At 37.3% G+C, this 17932-nt stretch carries 11 protein-coding genes; 1 reads left to right on the top strand and 10 read right to left on the bottom strand.

Features of this window, described 5'->3' with window-relative positions; translation table 11 throughout:
- Nucleotides 1-29 precede the first annotated feature (29 nt).
- The 4 genes from GHD00_RS04835 to GHD00_RS20885 all read right to left on the bottom strand — a co-directional run bounded on the left by GHD00_RS04835 (nt 30) and on the right by GHD00_RS20885 (nt 11173).
- Nucleotides 30-3818: a glycoside hydrolase family 30 protein gene (locus tag GHD00_RS04835; protein WP_163537018.1), complete on the bottom strand. Its 3789-nt coding sequence runs from the start codon at nt 3816-3818 to the stop codon at nt 30-32.
- A 331-nt stretch (nt 3819-4149) separates the two neighbouring features.
- The gene (locus GHD00_RS04840; protein WP_240468596.1) at nt 4150-7287 is read right to left on the bottom strand and encodes a rhamnogalacturonan lyase family protein; all 3138 of its coding nucleotides are present in this window, start codon (nt 7285-7287) and stop codon (nt 4150-4152) included.
- A gap of 527 nt (nt 7288-7814) precedes the next feature.
- Nucleotides 7815-10934, bottom strand: a complete 3120-nt coding sequence (locus tag GHD00_RS04845) for a rhamnogalacturonan lyase (protein WP_240468597.1) — start codon at nt 10932-10934, stop codon at nt 7815-7817.
- Nucleotides 10935-10996: 62 nt separating this feature from the next.
- Nucleotides 10997-11173, bottom strand: a complete 177-nt coding sequence (locus tag GHD00_RS20885) for a hypothetical protein (protein ID WP_205600705.1) — start codon at nt 11171-11173, stop codon at nt 10997-10999.
- A gap of 355 nt (nt 11174-11528) precedes the next feature.
- Between GHD00_RS20885 and GHD00_RS04850 the strand changes: the two genes are divergently transcribed.
- On the top strand, nt 11529-11960 hold the full coding sequence (locus GHD00_RS04850) for a universal stress protein (RefSeq protein WP_163537019.1): 432 nt from the start codon (nt 11529-11531) through the stop codon (nt 11958-11960).
- Between the two features lie 82 nt (nt 11961-12042).
- Here the strand turns inward: GHD00_RS04850 and pseI are convergent, their stop codons facing one another.
- The 6 genes from pseI to GHD00_RS04880 are packed head-to-tail and all read right to left on the bottom strand — an operon-like array spanning nt 12043 to nt 17645.
- Nucleotides 12043-13092 (bottom strand): pseudaminic acid synthase, encoded by a 1050-nt coding sequence (pseI, locus tag GHD00_RS04855; protein WP_163537020.1) that lies wholly within the window; start codon nt 13090-13092, stop codon nt 12043-12045.
- 2 nt (nt 13093-13094) lie between these two features.
- The gene (gene pseH, locus GHD00_RS04860) at nt 13095-13646 is read right to left on the bottom strand and encodes a UDP-4-amino-4,6-dideoxy-N-acetyl-beta-L-altrosamine N-acetyltransferase (protein ID WP_163537021.1); all 552 of its coding nucleotides are present in this window, start codon (nt 13644-13646) and stop codon (nt 13095-13097) included.
- Nucleotides 13647-13652: 6 nt separating this feature from the next.
- Entirely contained in the window at nt 13653-14729 is a 1077-nt protein-coding gene (pseG, locus tag GHD00_RS04865) for a UDP-2,4-diacetamido-2,4,6-trideoxy-beta-L-altropyranose hydrolase (RefSeq protein WP_163537022.1), read from the bottom strand.
- A 10-nt stretch (nt 14730-14739) separates the two neighbouring features.
- Complete coding sequence (locus GHD00_RS04870) at nt 14740-15471, bottom strand: cytidylyltransferase domain-containing protein (protein ID WP_163537023.1); 732 nt, start codon at nt 15469-15471, stop codon at nt 14740-14742.
- Between the two features lie 10 nt (nt 15472-15481).
- Nucleotides 15482-16684, bottom strand: coding sequence for a UDP-4-amino-4,6-dideoxy-N-acetyl-beta-L-altrosamine transaminase (pseC, locus tag GHD00_RS04875; protein WP_163537024.1), 1203 nt, complete (start codon nt 16682-16684; stop codon nt 15482-15484).
- Between the two features lie 16 nt (nt 16685-16700).
- Complete coding sequence (locus GHD00_RS04880; protein WP_163537025.1) at nt 16701-17645, bottom strand: dTDP-glucose 4,6-dehydratase; 945 nt, start codon at nt 17643-17645, stop codon at nt 16701-16703.
- Nucleotides 17646-17932 lie beyond the last annotated feature (287 nt).

Genomic DNA, 17932 nt, shown 5'->3' on the forward strand with positions numbered 1-17932 from the left:
TTAAAGAGATAGAGGCTCATAAATTAATTTTAATCGTTTATTTCGGTTAATCCTTCGACTGCTTCCTGTAAAGTTGTTTTGGCGTCAACTACCTCCAATAGTGTAGATTGAGGATTTTTCAAAACTTGTTTTGCTCCCATTAGCGCCTTGTGAAATGGTTTCCAACTTTCCTTAGTGTAATTTTTGTGATCTTTTTCTTCATTTTCATCATACAATTGCTGGAGTTCTGCTTTATCTACTTCTACTTTATTTCTACCAGTGATGATATCCATACCATCAAAAACAAATTCACCAGCTTGAACATGAATTTTTGCGGTATGTTTCGTGTCTTTTAGCCCTCGAACGTGATAAGATGTCTGCCTGTCTCCTGTAGAATAAATTCTATAGTCATCTTCCACTAGCTGACCATCAATATACACATCAATTAATGCATCAGAAGTTGCTCCGAATAAATTGAACCCTGATCCGTCAAAATCGAAGATCATGCTGCTATTACTTTCTTCTGGTGTACTGTAAATATTGACTCCACGATAATCCATAAAGGTTTCTTTTCTTTCATTATCACCAAGTGAAACTTTTAACGTATGCGGCTTTTCTTCCAAACCTCTTACAGAATATCTCACACCATCAGCATCTACGCCAAAGTTACCTACATCTTCGCCATCGAGTTCGAATTTATATTTTGTTTGTTCTCCAGTCCCAGCGAGATAATCTATCCCTGTACCTGTAAAGTTAATCAAAATATAAGGATTATCATCAAAATTTGCCCAAGCATTAGTGCTATTAGAGCCCCAAGAATTCCCATTCTCTCTGTAAGCATAGACTGTATTTTCCTCATATCCTACTTCTGAATCATCTGCTATCTTAACAATCTCATTTGCTGCTAAGTTGGTGACTGATACTACAGGAACAGGATCTGTTGTCTCTATTTCCGCTTTTGTAAAACTGGTCCAGCTTTCTTTTGATACAACCTTAAGCGTATGTTCTTTTTCTTCGAGATTCTCTGCAGACCAGACCATTCTTTCCACACTGATATTATTCAAATAATTCGCTTCACCCACTAATTCACCATCTAAATAGATATCAGCTGTTCCATTATTAGGATTCGCTTCTCCATATAACCTGATTTCATGACCTTTAAATGTAATTTCAAAGGATTCTCCATCAGATCCCCAAGCATTTCCGCTGTTCGATGACCAGTCTCCAGAATAGTACACTTTATTCAAAGTGCCTTGTGCATTTGTAGAGTCCCTGTGTCCTACAGTTATTCCATTCCAAACAGGAAAGTCTGTACTCGCACTCATCCGCGTACGGTTGTAATGTGCATATCCTGATTGTAAAAACTCCCAATCTCCAACATAACCGATTGGATTCCATTTGTCATTATTATTTAAAGCTTCTTCTTCCGTATCATATACCTTACCTTGAGCATTATCAAATTTATCTGATGTATAGGTGTAGCCTTTAACAGGATCAACACGCAAATTATCTATAAGTGTTTCATAATAACCAGAACCTATCGTCACTCGTCCTGCCATTACGCTTGAGTCCTCGTCTGTATAAGCAGCTACCTCTTCACCGTCAAGATAAAGTGTAAAGACATTTTCTTTTGCTTCAAACGCTAAATTATGCCAAACCGTATTATCAAAGCTTTCAATCGTTCCCTCTTCTTCCACACTTCCAAACTTAAGAATTTCGTATCTTCCATCTGAATAGATACGTGCATTATATGGTGCTTGAGAATCTGACCAACCTGCTTTTACTTGACGCACTCCAATCAATGCATAGTTATCTCTGCCTTCCACTTCAGGTGTATGAGTATCTAGTAAAAAGTCGTAAGAAACTTTATAGTTTACCCAACGGAAATCACCTAGATTCGTGTTTGGATTAACACTAGACGCAGTTCCATCTGTTCCGCCCCAGACGGACCAATCTGCTCCAATAATGTCAGGAGTGATTTTTTGTTGTAACATATTCCCATGTTTTTTTGCATCCGGAATGTCCAGCTCTACCCGTTCTACGCTTCTGCTCTCAGCCTGTTTCGTTGCTTTTTCAACTACTTCAAATGCACCAATTTGGTCAGTCGTATAGCGTGGTGTACCTCCGCGACGCTCCACATAATCTCTGCCTTCTTCATCGACAGGATATTCACGATATTCAAAGTCATCCGTATATGGTAATGGCATTATGGTGTCTTCTGATAAATCCACTGGTTGGGATTCATACTCAAAACCTTCTACTTCAGATTCCTTGTCTAATGTAGAGATGGTTACGATAGAATAAGGTTTTACTTCTACTTCGTATACACCATCTTTAGGTGTGATGGTATTGATATTTTTCATCCAATTTGTATCATAAGCTTGCCCTTCGTCTGGACCACGTGTTTCCCAAACATAGACTTCTGCATTTTCTTTACCATTTAAATTTTGTGTTTTCATTTGATACTTGCGAGTCTCTTTTGTATTATTCGTAAAAATCGTTGTATAGTCATCTGTTTCAGGATCTTTTAACGTTATATAATCATGCGTACTCGTGTCGACTCTGACTCCGCCATCTCCTTCAGCCCCGTCACTATAGGTTGCACCCTTTACGTACATCCAGCGCTCATTTTCTGGTGTAGAATGATCGTCATATCCAACAAAGTTCATCACTTGACGTACACCTTGTATCCCACCGTCTACTTCATAAAAACCAGACCACGGATCAAACGCGCTAATCAAGTGCTTCGGATTATACTGAGAACCTTGATAAAAGGCTGCAACAGATGGTTGAAAATCAAATGAAACAGCATTCAAAGGATTATCGGTTGTACCAGTCCAAGAATAGACAGAAATAATCCTTGAAACGACATCGACCACCCCTGCGTTTCCACCAAGTCCATTGTAATTAGGTTCCATGTTTTTACGATAACGAGCATTAATCATTGGGGAAATTCCCTCAGATATCCAAACCTCTTTTGGTTCTTTACCCTCATCCATCAACTTATTTTGCAAAGCAGTAAGCTCATTAGAACCATCTAAATCATAGTGAACACTGATTACATCAATTTCATCAATCAAGTCTGGATTATCCAGTAGCACTTGGCTAATAGATGATGTGTCACGATAACCATCTGCGGCAACAAGCTTAATATGTTTATAGTCTGATTCATAATTTGGCTCTTCTTTTATTTTTGAAGTAAAATATTTCAGCCATTCCACTTCAATTCTGCCATTACCATTTATTGCTCTTTCATTTTGTGAGATTCCAACATAATCTAATTTAAAGCCGTACTCCTTATAAACTGCATCGATAGTCTTTTTATACCATTGATATCGATTTTCATAATCTCCATTTGCAACACCATTCCATGTCCATCGAGGTTCACCCCAACGCAAGATTTCAGTCGTGATATCAGGATTGATTGATTTTGCATCAGCTGCAAATTGAAAACCTGCGCCTCTTAGGACATTGGCTGGTTCATCTGCATAACGCATCGTTGCAGGTTCTGTTCCTGAAGAGGAGTTAATATCGCCGCCTAGTTCTACTTTTACATGCGTTAATCCAGCCCCTGTATTTGGGTTAAATAGCTTGTTCATGATTTCCCAATATTTTTCTGGATGCTCTTCTTTGTAATCTAACAACAGACGAGATGTATTATTGCCTGACACTGTCCCAAAACCTTTAAAACGGTTAAATTCATCTACATCGTTTCCATCAATCGTGATGGTTCTCATATTATCTTCAGCTTTAGATTCACCGGCTGTCATTAATGCAACGACAAAAAATAACGTGGAAACAAGTGCTAAATACCCGATCATTTTTCTTTTACTTGTCATGTTATCCAACCCTTTCACTTTAAAACATAGAATGATTTCAGTAATTCTTAGGAGTGAATTTACAAGACTTCTTGCTCACTCCTTTTACGCCTGTTAATCTAAGCTGTTGGATGATTAGAATGAATCCCTCCTTTTTAAAATTTTTGTCAGCGTTTACATTATTTCATATTTTATTTTCCTTTTATATCTTGATATTGACATCATTTAATACTTTTTTTACATATTTTGCCCACTTCCTATTTACTCTGAAAGGATGTGCTTGCTTAGCAAGAAAAAAGGTTAGACAATAACTGCCTAACCTTACATTCTTACTCTTAAAAGTTTAACAATTTTAATTCTGCCAATCCTCTATTAACGCATGTGCATCTGCTTTGACTTTTTCTTGGAAAGCATGATTCAAACTACTTTTATCCAAGTGTTTAATAAAATCTTCCATATGTTTAGCAGCTTGACCTGGTCTATCAATGGACAATTGATGTGCTGCTTGATCTAGCTTATTCGTTAAAATGGAGTGTTTTTTATCAGTTGTTTCTGAGTTAATCAAATACTTGATTGCCTCTAAGTTTGGTGTATAATCCACTTCAGGGAAGTCAAGGTTTCCTTCTAGTACTTGATCTCGGATATCTTCTCCTAAATAATAACCAATATGAGGCGGTTGATTATACGTCGTATTTTGCCATGCAATCCCCATTCGGTAAACCGAATCATGCATTAATGTTGGCAAACGATATTCAGTTGGGATAGTCGTACTAAAGATTCGAAGTTCAGAGCTATCAGGTGTTGGGTAGATAGCTTCTTCACGCCAGTCCCCTAAAATATCTGCTTGAAGTGTTGGATTTGCTTTAGTTCCATTATTGCTCACAACACCTTCAAATTGCTCCATCACATAAGCTTCACCAGTGTCTTCATTATATTTCGTAATGGAAGTACCATCTAAAAGCTCGTGTGATAAGTCTCCATCCCAGTAAGTGACAAAGTTTACTGGCAATCCAATATTACGGAAGCTTTCCTCTATCACATCACCTTGGACATTGTAAACACCACCGCCATCTTCTACATTAGCGCCACCAGTACCCCAAAATTCATAACCAGGTTTTGAAGTAATATTAGCAGCTACACCTCGCCCAGCATCTTTATAAGCAAAAAATGCTTCGAGCGTTTCACCAGTTGCACCATCATGGTATTCTAAGGATGCCACTTCCGGCTCTTCACGAACACCAAAAACATGCAACCCTTCACGGTCTGGATCAAATGCACCTACATGTAATGCGTCACCATGGGATCCTTCTTCCCTGCCCATTTCTCCATCCATGGCATAAAGAATCGATCCGTCATGGTCAAGTGTCAATGAACCAGCAATAATTTCATCAAACCCATCGTTATCGACATCACCAGTTGCAAGGTTGTGGTTACCTAAACTTTCCCCACGACCAGCTTCATCTGTATCAAATGTCCAATCTTCGATTAATTCATCATTTTCTAAACTGTAGGCTGCAAATGTCGTGCGCTCATAATAACCTCTTCCATAAATAGCGCTAGGTTTTTTCCCATCTAAATAAGCGACACCAGATAAGAATCGATCAGAACGGTTATAGAATGTATCTCCCCATGACGCACCTTGATCGCCTTCTTCTTTTTCAATAGGGAAAGCATAATCAATCGTGTCAATCACTTGCCCAGTTTCCCCATCAAAAACGGATACATATTCTGGTCCAGTTACAACGTGCCCCCCATCATTGATCCATCTTCCATCATCCTCAGGGTTTCCAATTACACTAATCACTTTATCGCTATCGTACTCCCCGTTTGTTGCACCATATACGGTTGTAGCATCTGCCGTTTTAATTAAAAATTCTGATTTTCCATTTCCATCCATATCAGCGACAACAAATTGATGATATTGTGGGCCTGATGTTAAATTCATTCCCATATTCATGCGCCATAACAAGGTTCCATCTAATTTATAAGCATCAAAAATGGTAGGACCTGTAATAACATCCTCCAAAGCAGTCATTGCATTAGACGGGCGCCATTTTAATATAATTTCGTATTCGCCATCACCGTCTAAATCACCTACACTAGCATCATTTGCGCTATACGTGTAATCTCCTGTTGGTGTCGTGCCACCTTCAGGTTTTTGCAGTGGTAAAGATAGGTAATCATTAGATGCTGCTGATACTTCATTAGTTTCAGTCGCATTACCTTGAACTAATGTTTCGATAGTGTACTCGGCACCTGGTTCCCCTTGTTTATCCTCATAGTTTGTAACAGAAAGCGGCTCTTCGTTTAATTTTTGACCATTTCGATAAATATTGAATAAAACATCTTTATCATATTCATCCGCTAATAGTCTCCATGATACAAAGACACTTTCATCTGTTGGCAGTGCGATAACACCTCTATCCAACCACTCGGTATTACGATTGGTTTCAGGAGGAGTAAGTCGGTTGTACACATAAAGTGTCGCTTCTTTTTCAAAAGAGTTTACTATCCCTTCTGTTTCGGCAAGCGTCCCTTTAAATTCGTATACTCCTTCTTCATCAGGATTCCATTGTTTATCGACTTCTGTCCATTCTTCTATTGGCACATCTACTTTACGATTATCTGCTAATTGAACGGAAACAGTTTCTGGTAAACCAATGGATTCAAGAGCCTCTGTTGTTTCGCCAACATACACTCGATGGTAAGGAAGACGTGGAATATTGGTTATCGCATTATCTTGAATCGGCTTATGATAAACACCCATATTATCTAAGTAGGTTGTCCATGTATGATTATTCCCTGACGTACGCATCCCTACTAGTCGTAATGTTGAAACAGTCCCATCAAAATTTACTCCTTCTAAAGAGGAGGTATACGATTCTGTTTCTCCTGTTTCTTTGCTTTCCAATGTTAATGTTAATTCATTCGTTAACAAGTCAATATTTACTTGTACGTTATACCATGCTTCCGGGTTTGTCATTCCTGTTTCAACAGGAGCATTTTTTCCAACAAAATAAACTAATGGGGCATTATTCGTGTTATTTAGTGTAAACACAGTGTTTCCAGCACTATCGGAAATGCGGAACTCGCCACCATTTTCTTCTGGATGGACTCCTTTATCATTGTTCTTACCAGGATACCAGTCAAACTTAACTAGAATCTGTTCACCCTTAACAGCAGAGTCCAATTCCTTTGTCGCGACACGTCCACCTGATTGATCGACAATACTAAAATCTAGCTTAGGTGTGTTATTTCCTGCAATCTCTTCCTCATTAATAGATACTGTTGCTGCAAAAGTTGAAAACCCCCAGTTTTCAGGAGTTACTTCACCAGAATCACCAAAATCACTATAATAAATGCCTTCATACCCTTCAACCTCTGGGATTTCCACAGTTTCTGCAAATGAGATAAATGAAAAATTTGCAAATAAAAGGATAAATGTAGCCATCACTACAAAAGTTCTTTTTATACTTCTGTTATGCCTCAATATTCACTTCACTCCTTCTTTTTTGTCTAAGAAGTATGTTGAACATGCTGCAAATCTTTATAGACATATGAGATTCCATCTCACTTTGCAACCTAGTTAGTTCCATTTTGGTGCATAAACAAACCTAAAACAGTTATTGCTCCGTTCACATTCGATTCACAATAACAGCTGTTTTCACCTCCTACTCATGAAACCGAATACATTATTATAGATGATCTAACTTTTTTACGCTCCATTTGGCTAACTATATGGTCAAATGATAGAAAGAAATCTCTTAGTAAAGATTACCAACAACTAGAATCCTCTGTCTATTGTACTCTTTTGCAGTTGTAGAATCCTTGTGACACAATGGGTTTGATCTATATAATACTTTTTTTACATACATTTCATATTTCATTGCAAAAAATACGTAGTAAGAAGGAAGGAGATGGAAATAGGTTTATAATACTAATCCCTAAAATAAAAAGGATAATTGTCCTACATTAAAAACAGGACAGTAGGGCTAACCCCACTGTCCTACATTATTTCTATTTTGTCCAAATATCAATTAATGAAAGAGCATCCGCTTTTAATTTTTCTTTAAGCTCTGCGTTTAAACTGCTTCTTTCTAAGTGTTTAATGAAATCTTCCATATGTTTAGCAGCTTGGCTTGGTCTGTTAATCGATAATTGGTGCTGTGCTTGATCTAGTTTATTCTTGAGTACTGAATGCTTCGGATCATTAATTTCTAGGTTAGACGTATGTTTCATAGCATCTATACTAGGTGTGTAATCAACAGTTGGTGCTTCTAATTCTCCTGCAAGAACATCTTCTCTTATATCTTCACCCAGATAGAAACCAAGATGAGGCGGCTGATTATAGGCTGAATTTTGCCATGCAATTCCCATTCTATATACAGAATCATGCATCAACGTATGAAGTCTGTATTCAGTCGGAATGGTCGTACTGAATATTCTTAGCTCTGAACTATCCGTTGTAGGAAGCAGAACTTCTTCACGCCAGTCCCCAAGAATATCAGCCTGTAATGTCGGTGTCGCTTTTGTTCCATTATTACTTACAACACCTTTAAAATCTCTCATAAGCTCAGCTTTGCCAGTATCTTCGTTATACTTTGTAATGGATGTATCATCCAATAATTCGTTCAGTAAGTCTCCATCCCAGTAAAGCGAAAAGTTAACGCTAAGACCTGCATCTCTAAAGCTATCGGCTATAACATCACCTTGAACATTATAGATTCCTCCACCTGATTCAACATCTGGTCCTCCCGTTCCCCAGAATTCATAACCAGGGTTAGAGGTAATGTTCGCAGCTAGTCCACGTCCTGCATCTTTACTAGCGTAGAAAGACATAAGGGTTTCGCCCGTTGCTCCATCATGGTATTCCAGAGATGCAACTGCAGGTACTTCATGAACAGCGAAAACATGAAGGCCTTCACGTTCTGGATCGAATGCACCTACATGTAATGCATCACCATGAGATCCAAGCTCACGTCCCATTTCTCCATCCATCGCATAAAGAATCGAGCCATCATGGTCAAGAGTTAGGGAACCTGCTACTATTTCATCAAAACCATCATTATCAACATCACCAGTCGCAAGACTATGGAATCCTAATCCGCCGCCTCTGCCTTCTTCGTCTGAATCAAACGTCCATTCCTCGACAAGTTCACCGTCAACTAAGTTATATGCCGCAAAGGTTGTGCGTGCATAATATCCCCTACCGTAAATAGCACTTGGAGTTTGTCCATCTAAGTAGGCTAAGCCTGAAAGGAATCTGTCTGAACGATTGTACCATGTATCTCCCCATGAAGCGCCTCGATCGCCTTCTTCTTTTTCAACTGGAAATGCATAATCAATCGTATCAATAACCTCTCCTGTTTCTCCATCAAAGACAGACATATATTCAGGTCCGCCATACACATGACCGCTATCATTTACCCATTTTCCATCATCTTCTGGATTCCCGACCACGCTAAGTACTTTATTAGGATCGAACTTTCCATCGGTTGTACCATAAGATGTTGTCGCGTCAGCTGTTTTAATGAGAAATTCACTTTTACCATTTCCATTGAAATCAGCTACGACAAATTGGTTATAATGCGCACCAGATGTAAGGTTATGCCCCATGTTTATCCGCCATAAAAGCGTTCCATCTAGTTTATAAGCATCAAAAATAGTCGGACCAGTCATGCCTGTATGTGCACTATCTATCGCATTAGACGGATACCATTTCACAATAACTTCGTATTCTCCATCACCATCTAAGTCACCTACACTAGAGTCATTGACACTATACGTGTAATCTCCAGTTGCAGTCGTTCCACCCTCAGGCTTTTGCATTGGAATAGAAAGATAATCTTCCCCTGCCGCATCTACGTCATTTTTTTCAGTGGATTTACCATTCACCAATGTTTCAACAGTGTACGTATCCCCAGCGGTACCTTCTGAATCTTCAAAGTTTGTCACAGCTAATGGTTCAGCATTTAACTTCTTGCCATTGCGGTAAACATTAAATGTCACATCTTTATCATATTCATCAGCTAATAGACGCCAAGATACGAAAATGCCATTATCTGATTGAAGAGCCACGACACCTCGATCCAGCCATTCTGTATCCCTCTCTGTGTCTGGTGGAGTAAGACGATTATAGACATAGATCGTAGCATTTCTGTCAAAGGTGTTCTCTACACCCTCTGTTTCAGCAAGGGTTCCTCTAAATTCATAGACACCTGATTCACCAGGATTCCACTCTTGTCCAACAGCTACCCATTCACTTACAGCAACATCTGGAGTGCTGTTATCAGCTAGAGTAACAGTAACGGCTTCAGGTAATCCAATGGAATCGATATCTTCCGTTGTTTCATCTACATAAACGCGATGATAAGGTAATGAATTTACCTTTGTAATCGTTTGATCACTAATCGGCTTATGATAAACTCCGAAATTATCTAGATAGGTTGTCCAAGTATGGTTATTTCCAGACGTACGAATACCTACTAATTTTACAGTAGAGATAGACCCGTCAAAATCTACACCATCTAAAGAAGTGGTATAAGCTTCATTAACACCAGCTTCTTGATTTTCAAGTGTTAAGGAAACTTCATTACTGATTAAATCTAAATGAACCTCTACTTCATACCATGCTTCTGGTTCAGTAATATTTGTTTCAGCAGGCTCATTATTACCAGCAGAATAAGTTAATGGCGCATTATTTGTATTGTTTAATGTAAATACTGTATTACCTGAGCTGTCAATAAGTCTGAATTCGCCACCGTTTTCTTCTGCTTTGTCACCTTTATCATTATTCTTCCCTGGATACCAGTCAAATTTAACAAGTATCTCTTCACCTTTTACAGCAGAATCAAAATGCTTAGTGGCAACTCGTCCACCGGATTGATTAACTATACTAAAATCTAGCTTAGGCGTGTTATTTCCAGCAATATCATCCTCATTAATTGATAGTGTTGCTGCATAAGTTGAAAAACCCCAATTTTCCAAATCCAATTCTTCTGAATCACCAAAATCTGTATAGTACACATCTTCAAGTCCTTCTGGGATTTCATTAGCTACTAAAGGTAAAAAAGAAAAATTCATAAATACCAAAGTAAAAATCAAAACCAAGATACTGCTTCTTTTGACATTATCCAATGCTTCTATTCACTCCTTCTTTGTATGGACCAAAGAAGTCGTTCATGATGTAGGACATATGGTCATTTTGTTTTGGGTACTTCCCATTCGATCATGCCATCCGTTAAATAAAATATTTGTTCATCACCCCTTCCTATGTTTGAAACCGTATTCATAATAGGTATAAATGGATGGATGAAGAACCCGTATACAGAGGTTAGCAACAAGTGGTATTGACTGTCTATAACACTTTTTTGCACTTCTCTATGCCCCGTCCTTATAGAGTTTTGTAATAGTGAATACAAAATTTTGATAATCAGCAAAAATAGTATAATTAATTAATATCCATTTTTTTACAGTAAGTAGTGCTGTTCCATAAGTGAACTTTTTTCTTCTGTAAAGTGAGACTTTCATCTGTGGGGGTCTTCATCCCTACTTGATGAATTAGCGAAACTTATCAGGGTGCTAGCGTCCGTTATACCCCACTTATACTTTTTTCATTATTCTAAGTCTTGAAGTGGGGGTATTACGGACGATTGTTCACCGTGGTGAAAAATGATGTTATAATTAAACAAAGGATAAGCCATTCCTTAATACACTTAAGAGGTGATCTACATGCATCGTAAAATTCTTGTTGCTTATGACGGTTCTAACTTAAGTAAAAAGGCATTAGAAGAAGCGAAAGTACAAGCTGTTGGCATTTCTGACGTTGAAATCCATATTATTTCAGTAGTTTCACAAGCTGGACCTAGGACGAATTCAGCTGTCGCACGTAGTATTCAGGAAGATGTGGCAAATGAGATGCGACCACAATTGGAGGAAATAAAGTCATCCTTTACAGATGTCGAGCGAGTATTTACAGATATTCTTATAGATTCTAAGCAAAATAACGCATCGGTCAAGATATGTAAGTATGCAAAGGAAAAGGATATTGATTTGATTATTACAGGTAGCAGAGGACTTGGCAGTATAAAAAAATTTCTCCTTGGCAGTGTTAGTAACGGTATTGTTCAAAATGCAGAATGTCGCGTTTTGATTGTAAAATAGAAAGCGTTTAAGCGTTAAATAACCCCCATCATTTATAGGTGGGGGTTATTTAACGTTCACTGCATAAATGTCTATAAATAGGTCACAGGTTATCCCAAGTAAGAGGAGTGCCAGATTTCATATCATTTTTCACTTGTTTTCCCAATATTTTTTCATAATATTTTGGAGACAAACCATATCCTGGTCTAATAACTCTTAAGTTATCTTCTGTAAAAATGTCTCCTTTCTTTACATCTTTAGAGACGTATATAGAACGTCTAAATTGTAATGAAGATTTTTCTTTGTTCGTTGGACCATAATGTACCATACCCATCGCTTGCCATGCACGCTTTGTTTCCTCTACTAACGATTCCATTTCAGACGGTTCCATAGAAAAAGTAGAATCCACACCACCGTCTCTTCTGTCTAATGTTAAATGTTTTTCAATGACAGTCGCTCCTAAGGATACACTTGCAACAGCAACACCTGTGCCTAAAGTATGATCTGATAAACCTACCTGTACCTGAAATAGGTCTTTCATATGAGGAATCGTTATTATATTCGTGTTATTAGGAGATGCTGGATATGTACTTGTGCATTTCAAGAGGATTAAGTCTTTACAGCCAACCTCCCTTGCCGCTTTTACAGTTTCATCCAACTCAGCAGCAGTAGCCATGCCTGTGGATATAATCATAGGTTTACCCGTTGACGCTACTTTTTTAATTAACGGTATATCATTATTTTCAAATGATGCAATTTTATAAAATGGTGTATTTAATGTTTCGAGAAAATCAACTGCTGTTTCATCAAATGGTGTACTAAATGGAATGATTCCTAATTCACGTGCACGTCTAAAAATCGGTTCATGCCATTCCCATGGCGTATACGCTTCCTGATAGAGTTCATACAATGTTTTATTTTTCCAAGGGCTTTTTGCATCCGTGATCATGAATTCATTTTTAGCCTCATCTAAGGTCATCGTATCCGCAGTGTATGTTTGAATTTTGAGTGCATTTGCCCCTGTTTCAGCTGCTGCATCTACTATTTGCAAAGCCTTTTCAAGTGATTGATTATGATTACCAGACATTTCAGCAATAATAAAAGGAGGATTATTTTTTCCTACTTTCTGTCCTCCCAAATCTATTTCTTTCACGGTTATCCACCCCCCAAATCCTTTATAAGTTGTTTTTTAACCTCCCCCCATTTCTCTTTAAATAATGCCATAGGAATGACATCCAAAAATTGGCCATCTTTCCACACATGATCAACAAATTTACCTTCAGGTTCAAACCCTAATTTCTTGTGATAATGGATACTTCCACTATTCGTATGAATAACTTCGGAACAAACCTTGTGCAGTCCAACTTCATTAAAAATTTTGTTCAGGGCTAAAATGGCCATAATCGTTCCAGAACCTTTAGGTGCCGTTTCTTCCCCTATATAAAATCCCCAGTAACACCGAGAATTTCCTTTGTCAATATCTGAAAAATTCACTAATCCTAAAGGTTGGTTTTGATGATACAATAACCACACGATTCGACGTGAATCTTTTGAGACATTTTTAAACCATTGATAATGTTCCTCCCAAGTAATATGATGATCTGTATACATCGAAGACTTAATTCTATTTGAATTACGCCATTTAAGAACCTTTTTCAAATCTTTCAGACTAAGCGGTTTCAATTGAAAATCTCCCGTATTACCCATAAATAACTATTCTCCCTTAATTAAATGTTTAACAACTGAGCAATCTTCAAAGTCCTTCATGATACATTTAGAAGCACCTATCATCTTCTTGATCATAATTGGAGAGTTGATAGCATTTTGGAGATTATTTGCTATGTCTTCTTCTGTTACCACCTTGCTATACCCTAAATGACATACCACACCTAATTCTGATAAATACGATAGAATTTCAGATTGATTCTCAGCTGTTTCAATCGTCATAGTTGGCAGCCCAACATAACACCTTTCCCATGTCGTGCTACCGCCTGCTCCAATTGCCAAATCAGCTTTTGCCATCAACTCTGCTAAATAGTTAATCTGACAGTGCAATATTATATAAGACTTTTTATCACAAAATTGCTTAATAGATGAATAGTTTTGATTTGAAAATCCCACCACTACATCAACTGTAATATCTGGCCTATTAACAGTATCCAATGTCTTTAAGGTTTTCATTGTTTCATTTGTTGGATCACTGCCGCCAAAAGATACAAGTATTCGTTTTACAATACCACTTCTTTCTTTTATATCTTTTAAATCTCTAAATTCTTGTCTTAACAAAAGATATTTAATTCCTAATAAGGCAGTAGCATGTTTAGGGATAAGCTTTATATAGCGTTCTTCCATATTTCGATACAGATTTTGGTCTAAAAGTAAATCACAATCATGATAGCGATTAGCTAAATCATCAATCACCATTATTTTGTTAACAAATGGTCTTATGGTATTTTCCCATTTCTCATCAATAGCATAATGATCAATAATGAACCAATCTATATTTGATTGCGTTCTTAACAATTCAATCGTTTGGTGCACATCCGTTTTCCAGTTTCCCTCCACCCAATCCAAATGATTATCAGGTGAAGTCTCGTTCTCAGGTGCAGGTAATCTAAAAACAGCAAATCCTTTCTCTTCTATAAAATCAAATAAATGACCAGGAAAATTTCGACAAACAAAACTGACATTTACATTTCTCTTACGAAGATCCTCTGCTAAGACCAAACACCTCATCACATGGCCAGCACCTATCTCTACTGACGCATCCGTTCGTATGAAGATGTTCATGCACTCACCTTCAATCTTTTTTCTGTTGTATATGTTTATTGATTAACTGCCATTTTGGATTCTTATCAAGTAAGTGTATAATGTCTTCCATTGAAAAATGCGGGTTATGAGGATACAATGTTTCGATAATTTTTTTTATGAGGGTAAAATCTTCGTACGTATCAACAGTCCAGCGGTGATAACTGTAGTTTTTACTGTGAGCAACGTTAAATATTTTAAAAATTTCCGGATGATTTATGATATATCTGGTGACGTGTTCTCGATCCTCCTTTGATACTGCTTTTTCATAAGCTTTCTTTAATGCTTGGAGTGAAAATACTTCTGTATCCATTCCTCTTGGGAATGTCCTTTTTAGTACATTGGAGACATATTGTAAATCATAATCATAAATGAAGTAATCTTCTATCACTCTATCAATTTGTTCAGGATCAATAAGAGGACAATCGGAAGTCAAACGTACCACTACGTCTGCATTAAAAGCCGTAGCTGTCTGATAATATCGTTTTAACACATCGTTCTCTGAACCTCGATAAAAAGGTATCTGCATAAACTCACATAATGATACAATCGGTTCATCCTTAGATTGATCTGTAGTAGCAACTACGAATTCATCTATATATTTGGACCTGCTTATGCGTTCCAATTCATAAACTAACAATGGGCTTCCAAGTACTTTTTTCAAAACTTTTCCTGGCAATCTAGTAGATCCCATCCGCGACTGTATGATTGCCACTACCTTCATTATTGTCACCTCAATAAATAGAATAATAAGATATCACTTTTTTCACACCAGTTATTACGTCATCGAGATCCTGTTCAGACATTTTTGGAAACAATGGAAGGGTAATAATCTCTTGATATAAGCTTTCTGCGTTCGGACATAAACCTTTTTGATATCCTAACTGTTGATAAAAAGGGTGTAAATAGACTGGAATATAATGAACATTCACGCCAATATTTTCTTTCTGTATAGCTTTAAATATTTCAGTACGTTCTGTTTTCAATTTATTCAAATTTAGCCTTATAATATATAAATGCCAACTGGAGTTAGAGTAATGCTGTTGAAATGGCACTGTAATCTCTTCCATTTTTTCAAATGCATTGCTATATTTTTTGGCGTATTCTCTCCTTCTTGCAAGGAATGTGTCCAATTTTTCTAATTGACTTAATCCTAGTGCTGCCTGGATATCTGTCATCCGATAATTAAAACCAAATTCTTGCATTTCATAATACCAAGGCTCATTACTGTGTTTGAGTTTCATAGGATCACGAGTTATTCCATGATTTCTAAAACTTAATAATTTTTCATAATATGTCTTATTGTTTGTCGTTATCATTCCACCTTCTCCAGTGGTGATATGTTTTACTGGATGAAAGCTAAACATAGTCATATCTGCAATAGAACCTATAAACTGATCTTTATAAGTAGCGCCTAATGCATGTGCGGCATCATCAATCACAATAAGTCCATGTTTTTTAGCCAGGTCCATCATTTCTTCATACTCGGCTGGCTGACCTGTAAAATCAACGGTGATGATTGCTTTCGTATTTGCATTAATAAGAGAATGGATAGCTTCTGGAGAAATGTTGTAAGTTTGAGGGTGTATATCGGCAAATACAGGGGTTCCGTTATTGTACAGAATACTATTCGATGTTGCTGCAAATGTTATCGGAGTTGTAATGACTTCATCACTTTCTTTGATTCCAGCTGCAAAGCATGCAGCATGTAATGCAGCCGTTCCACTAGAGAAAGCTACAGCATACTTTGCATCGACAAATGAGGCTATTGCATCTTCAAATTCAGAAATAATAGGTCCAGTAGTAATATAATCACTGGTTAATACATTAGTAACAGCTTTTACATCCTCCTCATCCAACCACTGTTTTCCATATGGTAAATAGGAATCTCTAACCGGCTTTCCACCGTGAAGTGCAAGATGGTCTTTACTCTTCATCTTTAATTCCTTTCCTTTATATAAGATTTGTAGATTCAATCCATTCTTCCGTTTTTTGGATCCCCTCCTCTAAACTATATTTCGGCTCCCAGTCTAATAACGTTTTCGCTTTGCTGTAATCACATAGTAATTTAGGTATTTCGCTTTGCGGGTGAATATGTGTCACATGTTTTATCCGTGTTTCATCTTGAACAATAAGTTGAGCTAATTGATTAATGCTCACATCTTGACCGAGCCCTGCATTAATAATTTCACCATTTACCTTATCTGAATAGCCGGATTCTACCACAAAACGTGCACAATCTTCGACATAAAGCAAATCACGAGTTTGGGTTCCATCACCATATATCTGCAAAGATTTACCCGCTAACTTATTTTTAAGAAAAATAGCAACTACGCCACCTTCTCCCCCAGTTTTTTGATAAGGCCCATACGTATTAAATGGACGAATAACGGTGACAGGAAGACCGTAAGCGTAAAAATAAGATAAAACCATATTTTCTGCCGCTAATTTCGAACCTGCATATGGAGAAGCAGGCTTCACTCGATTATTCTCATGAATACCCTCATCGCTCCAAGCACGTTCATATACCATACAAGTACTCATAAACACGATCTTCACATGATGTCTTTTGCATTGTTCCAATATATTGAATGTGCCTATAACATCATTATCAAAGGTTGCTTTCGGGTTATCGATACTATCCTGTACGTTAATGCTTGCAGCTAAATGATAACAAATATCAAATTTTTTCATAAACAAATGGTTAAGTATTCGAATGTCCTTTATATCGCCTTTAATAAAACCCATAAAATTTTTGTTAGTTTTCAAGTCTTCAAGGTTTTCTTTTCTGCCGTTTGACAGATCATCTAAAGCCCATACTTGATGCCCATCCTTTAAAAGTCGATCGACTACCCACCTTCCAATGAAACCCGCCCCGCCAGTTACAAGGATCTTCAATGTCTTCACCCTTTCTAATCCCTTCTCATACTATCTTATTTTTACTAACAAAAATATATTCATGAAGAATGTAATTTAATGGATTGCCATTTAAAATTAAATCTCAACTTGTGTTTTTAGGCTGTAAATACTGCCAAGCAATAATTTGTTAATATTATAAATGATTTAAAGTGAATGAATATTTCTTAAAACTAGAAGGCTATCAACCAGAACAAACTGCATTGAATAACAGCCCTAGGTGACTAGGGTATGATAAGATACAAGTTAAGGTTTATCATAAATGGCAG

The sequence above is a fragment of the Gracilibacillus sp. YIM 98692 genome (assembly GCF_010993965.1).
GTDB lineage: Bacteria > Bacillota > Bacilli > Bacillales > Amphibacillaceae > Gracilibacillus.

What these genes read in the sequence shown, in the direction of transcription:
- pseH (WP_163537021.1), bottom strand. Translation starts at nt 13,646, where the DNA reads ATGGGTAATACGGGAGATTTTCAATTGAAACCGCTTAGTCTGAAAGAT.
- pseC (WP_163537024.1), bottom strand. Translation starts at nt 16,684, where the DNA reads ATGAAGAGTAAAGACCATCTTGCACTTCACGGTGGAAAGCCGGTTAGA.
- pseG (WP_163537022.1), bottom strand. Translation starts at nt 14,729, where the DNA reads ATGAACATCTTCATACGAACGGATGCGTCAGTAGAGATAGGTGCTGGC.
- GHD00_RS04850 (WP_163537019.1), top strand. Translation starts at nt 11,529, where the DNA reads ATGCATCGTAAAATTCTTGTTGCTTATGACGGTTCTAACTTAAGTAAA.
- GHD00_RS04870 (WP_163537023.1), bottom strand. Translation starts at nt 15,471, where the DNA reads ATGAAGGTAGTGGCAATCATACAGTCGCGGATGGGATCTACTAGATTG.
- GHD00_RS04835 (WP_163537018.1), bottom strand. Translation starts at nt 3,818, where the DNA reads ATGACAAGTAAAAGAAAAATGATCGGGTATTTAGCACTTGTTTCCACG.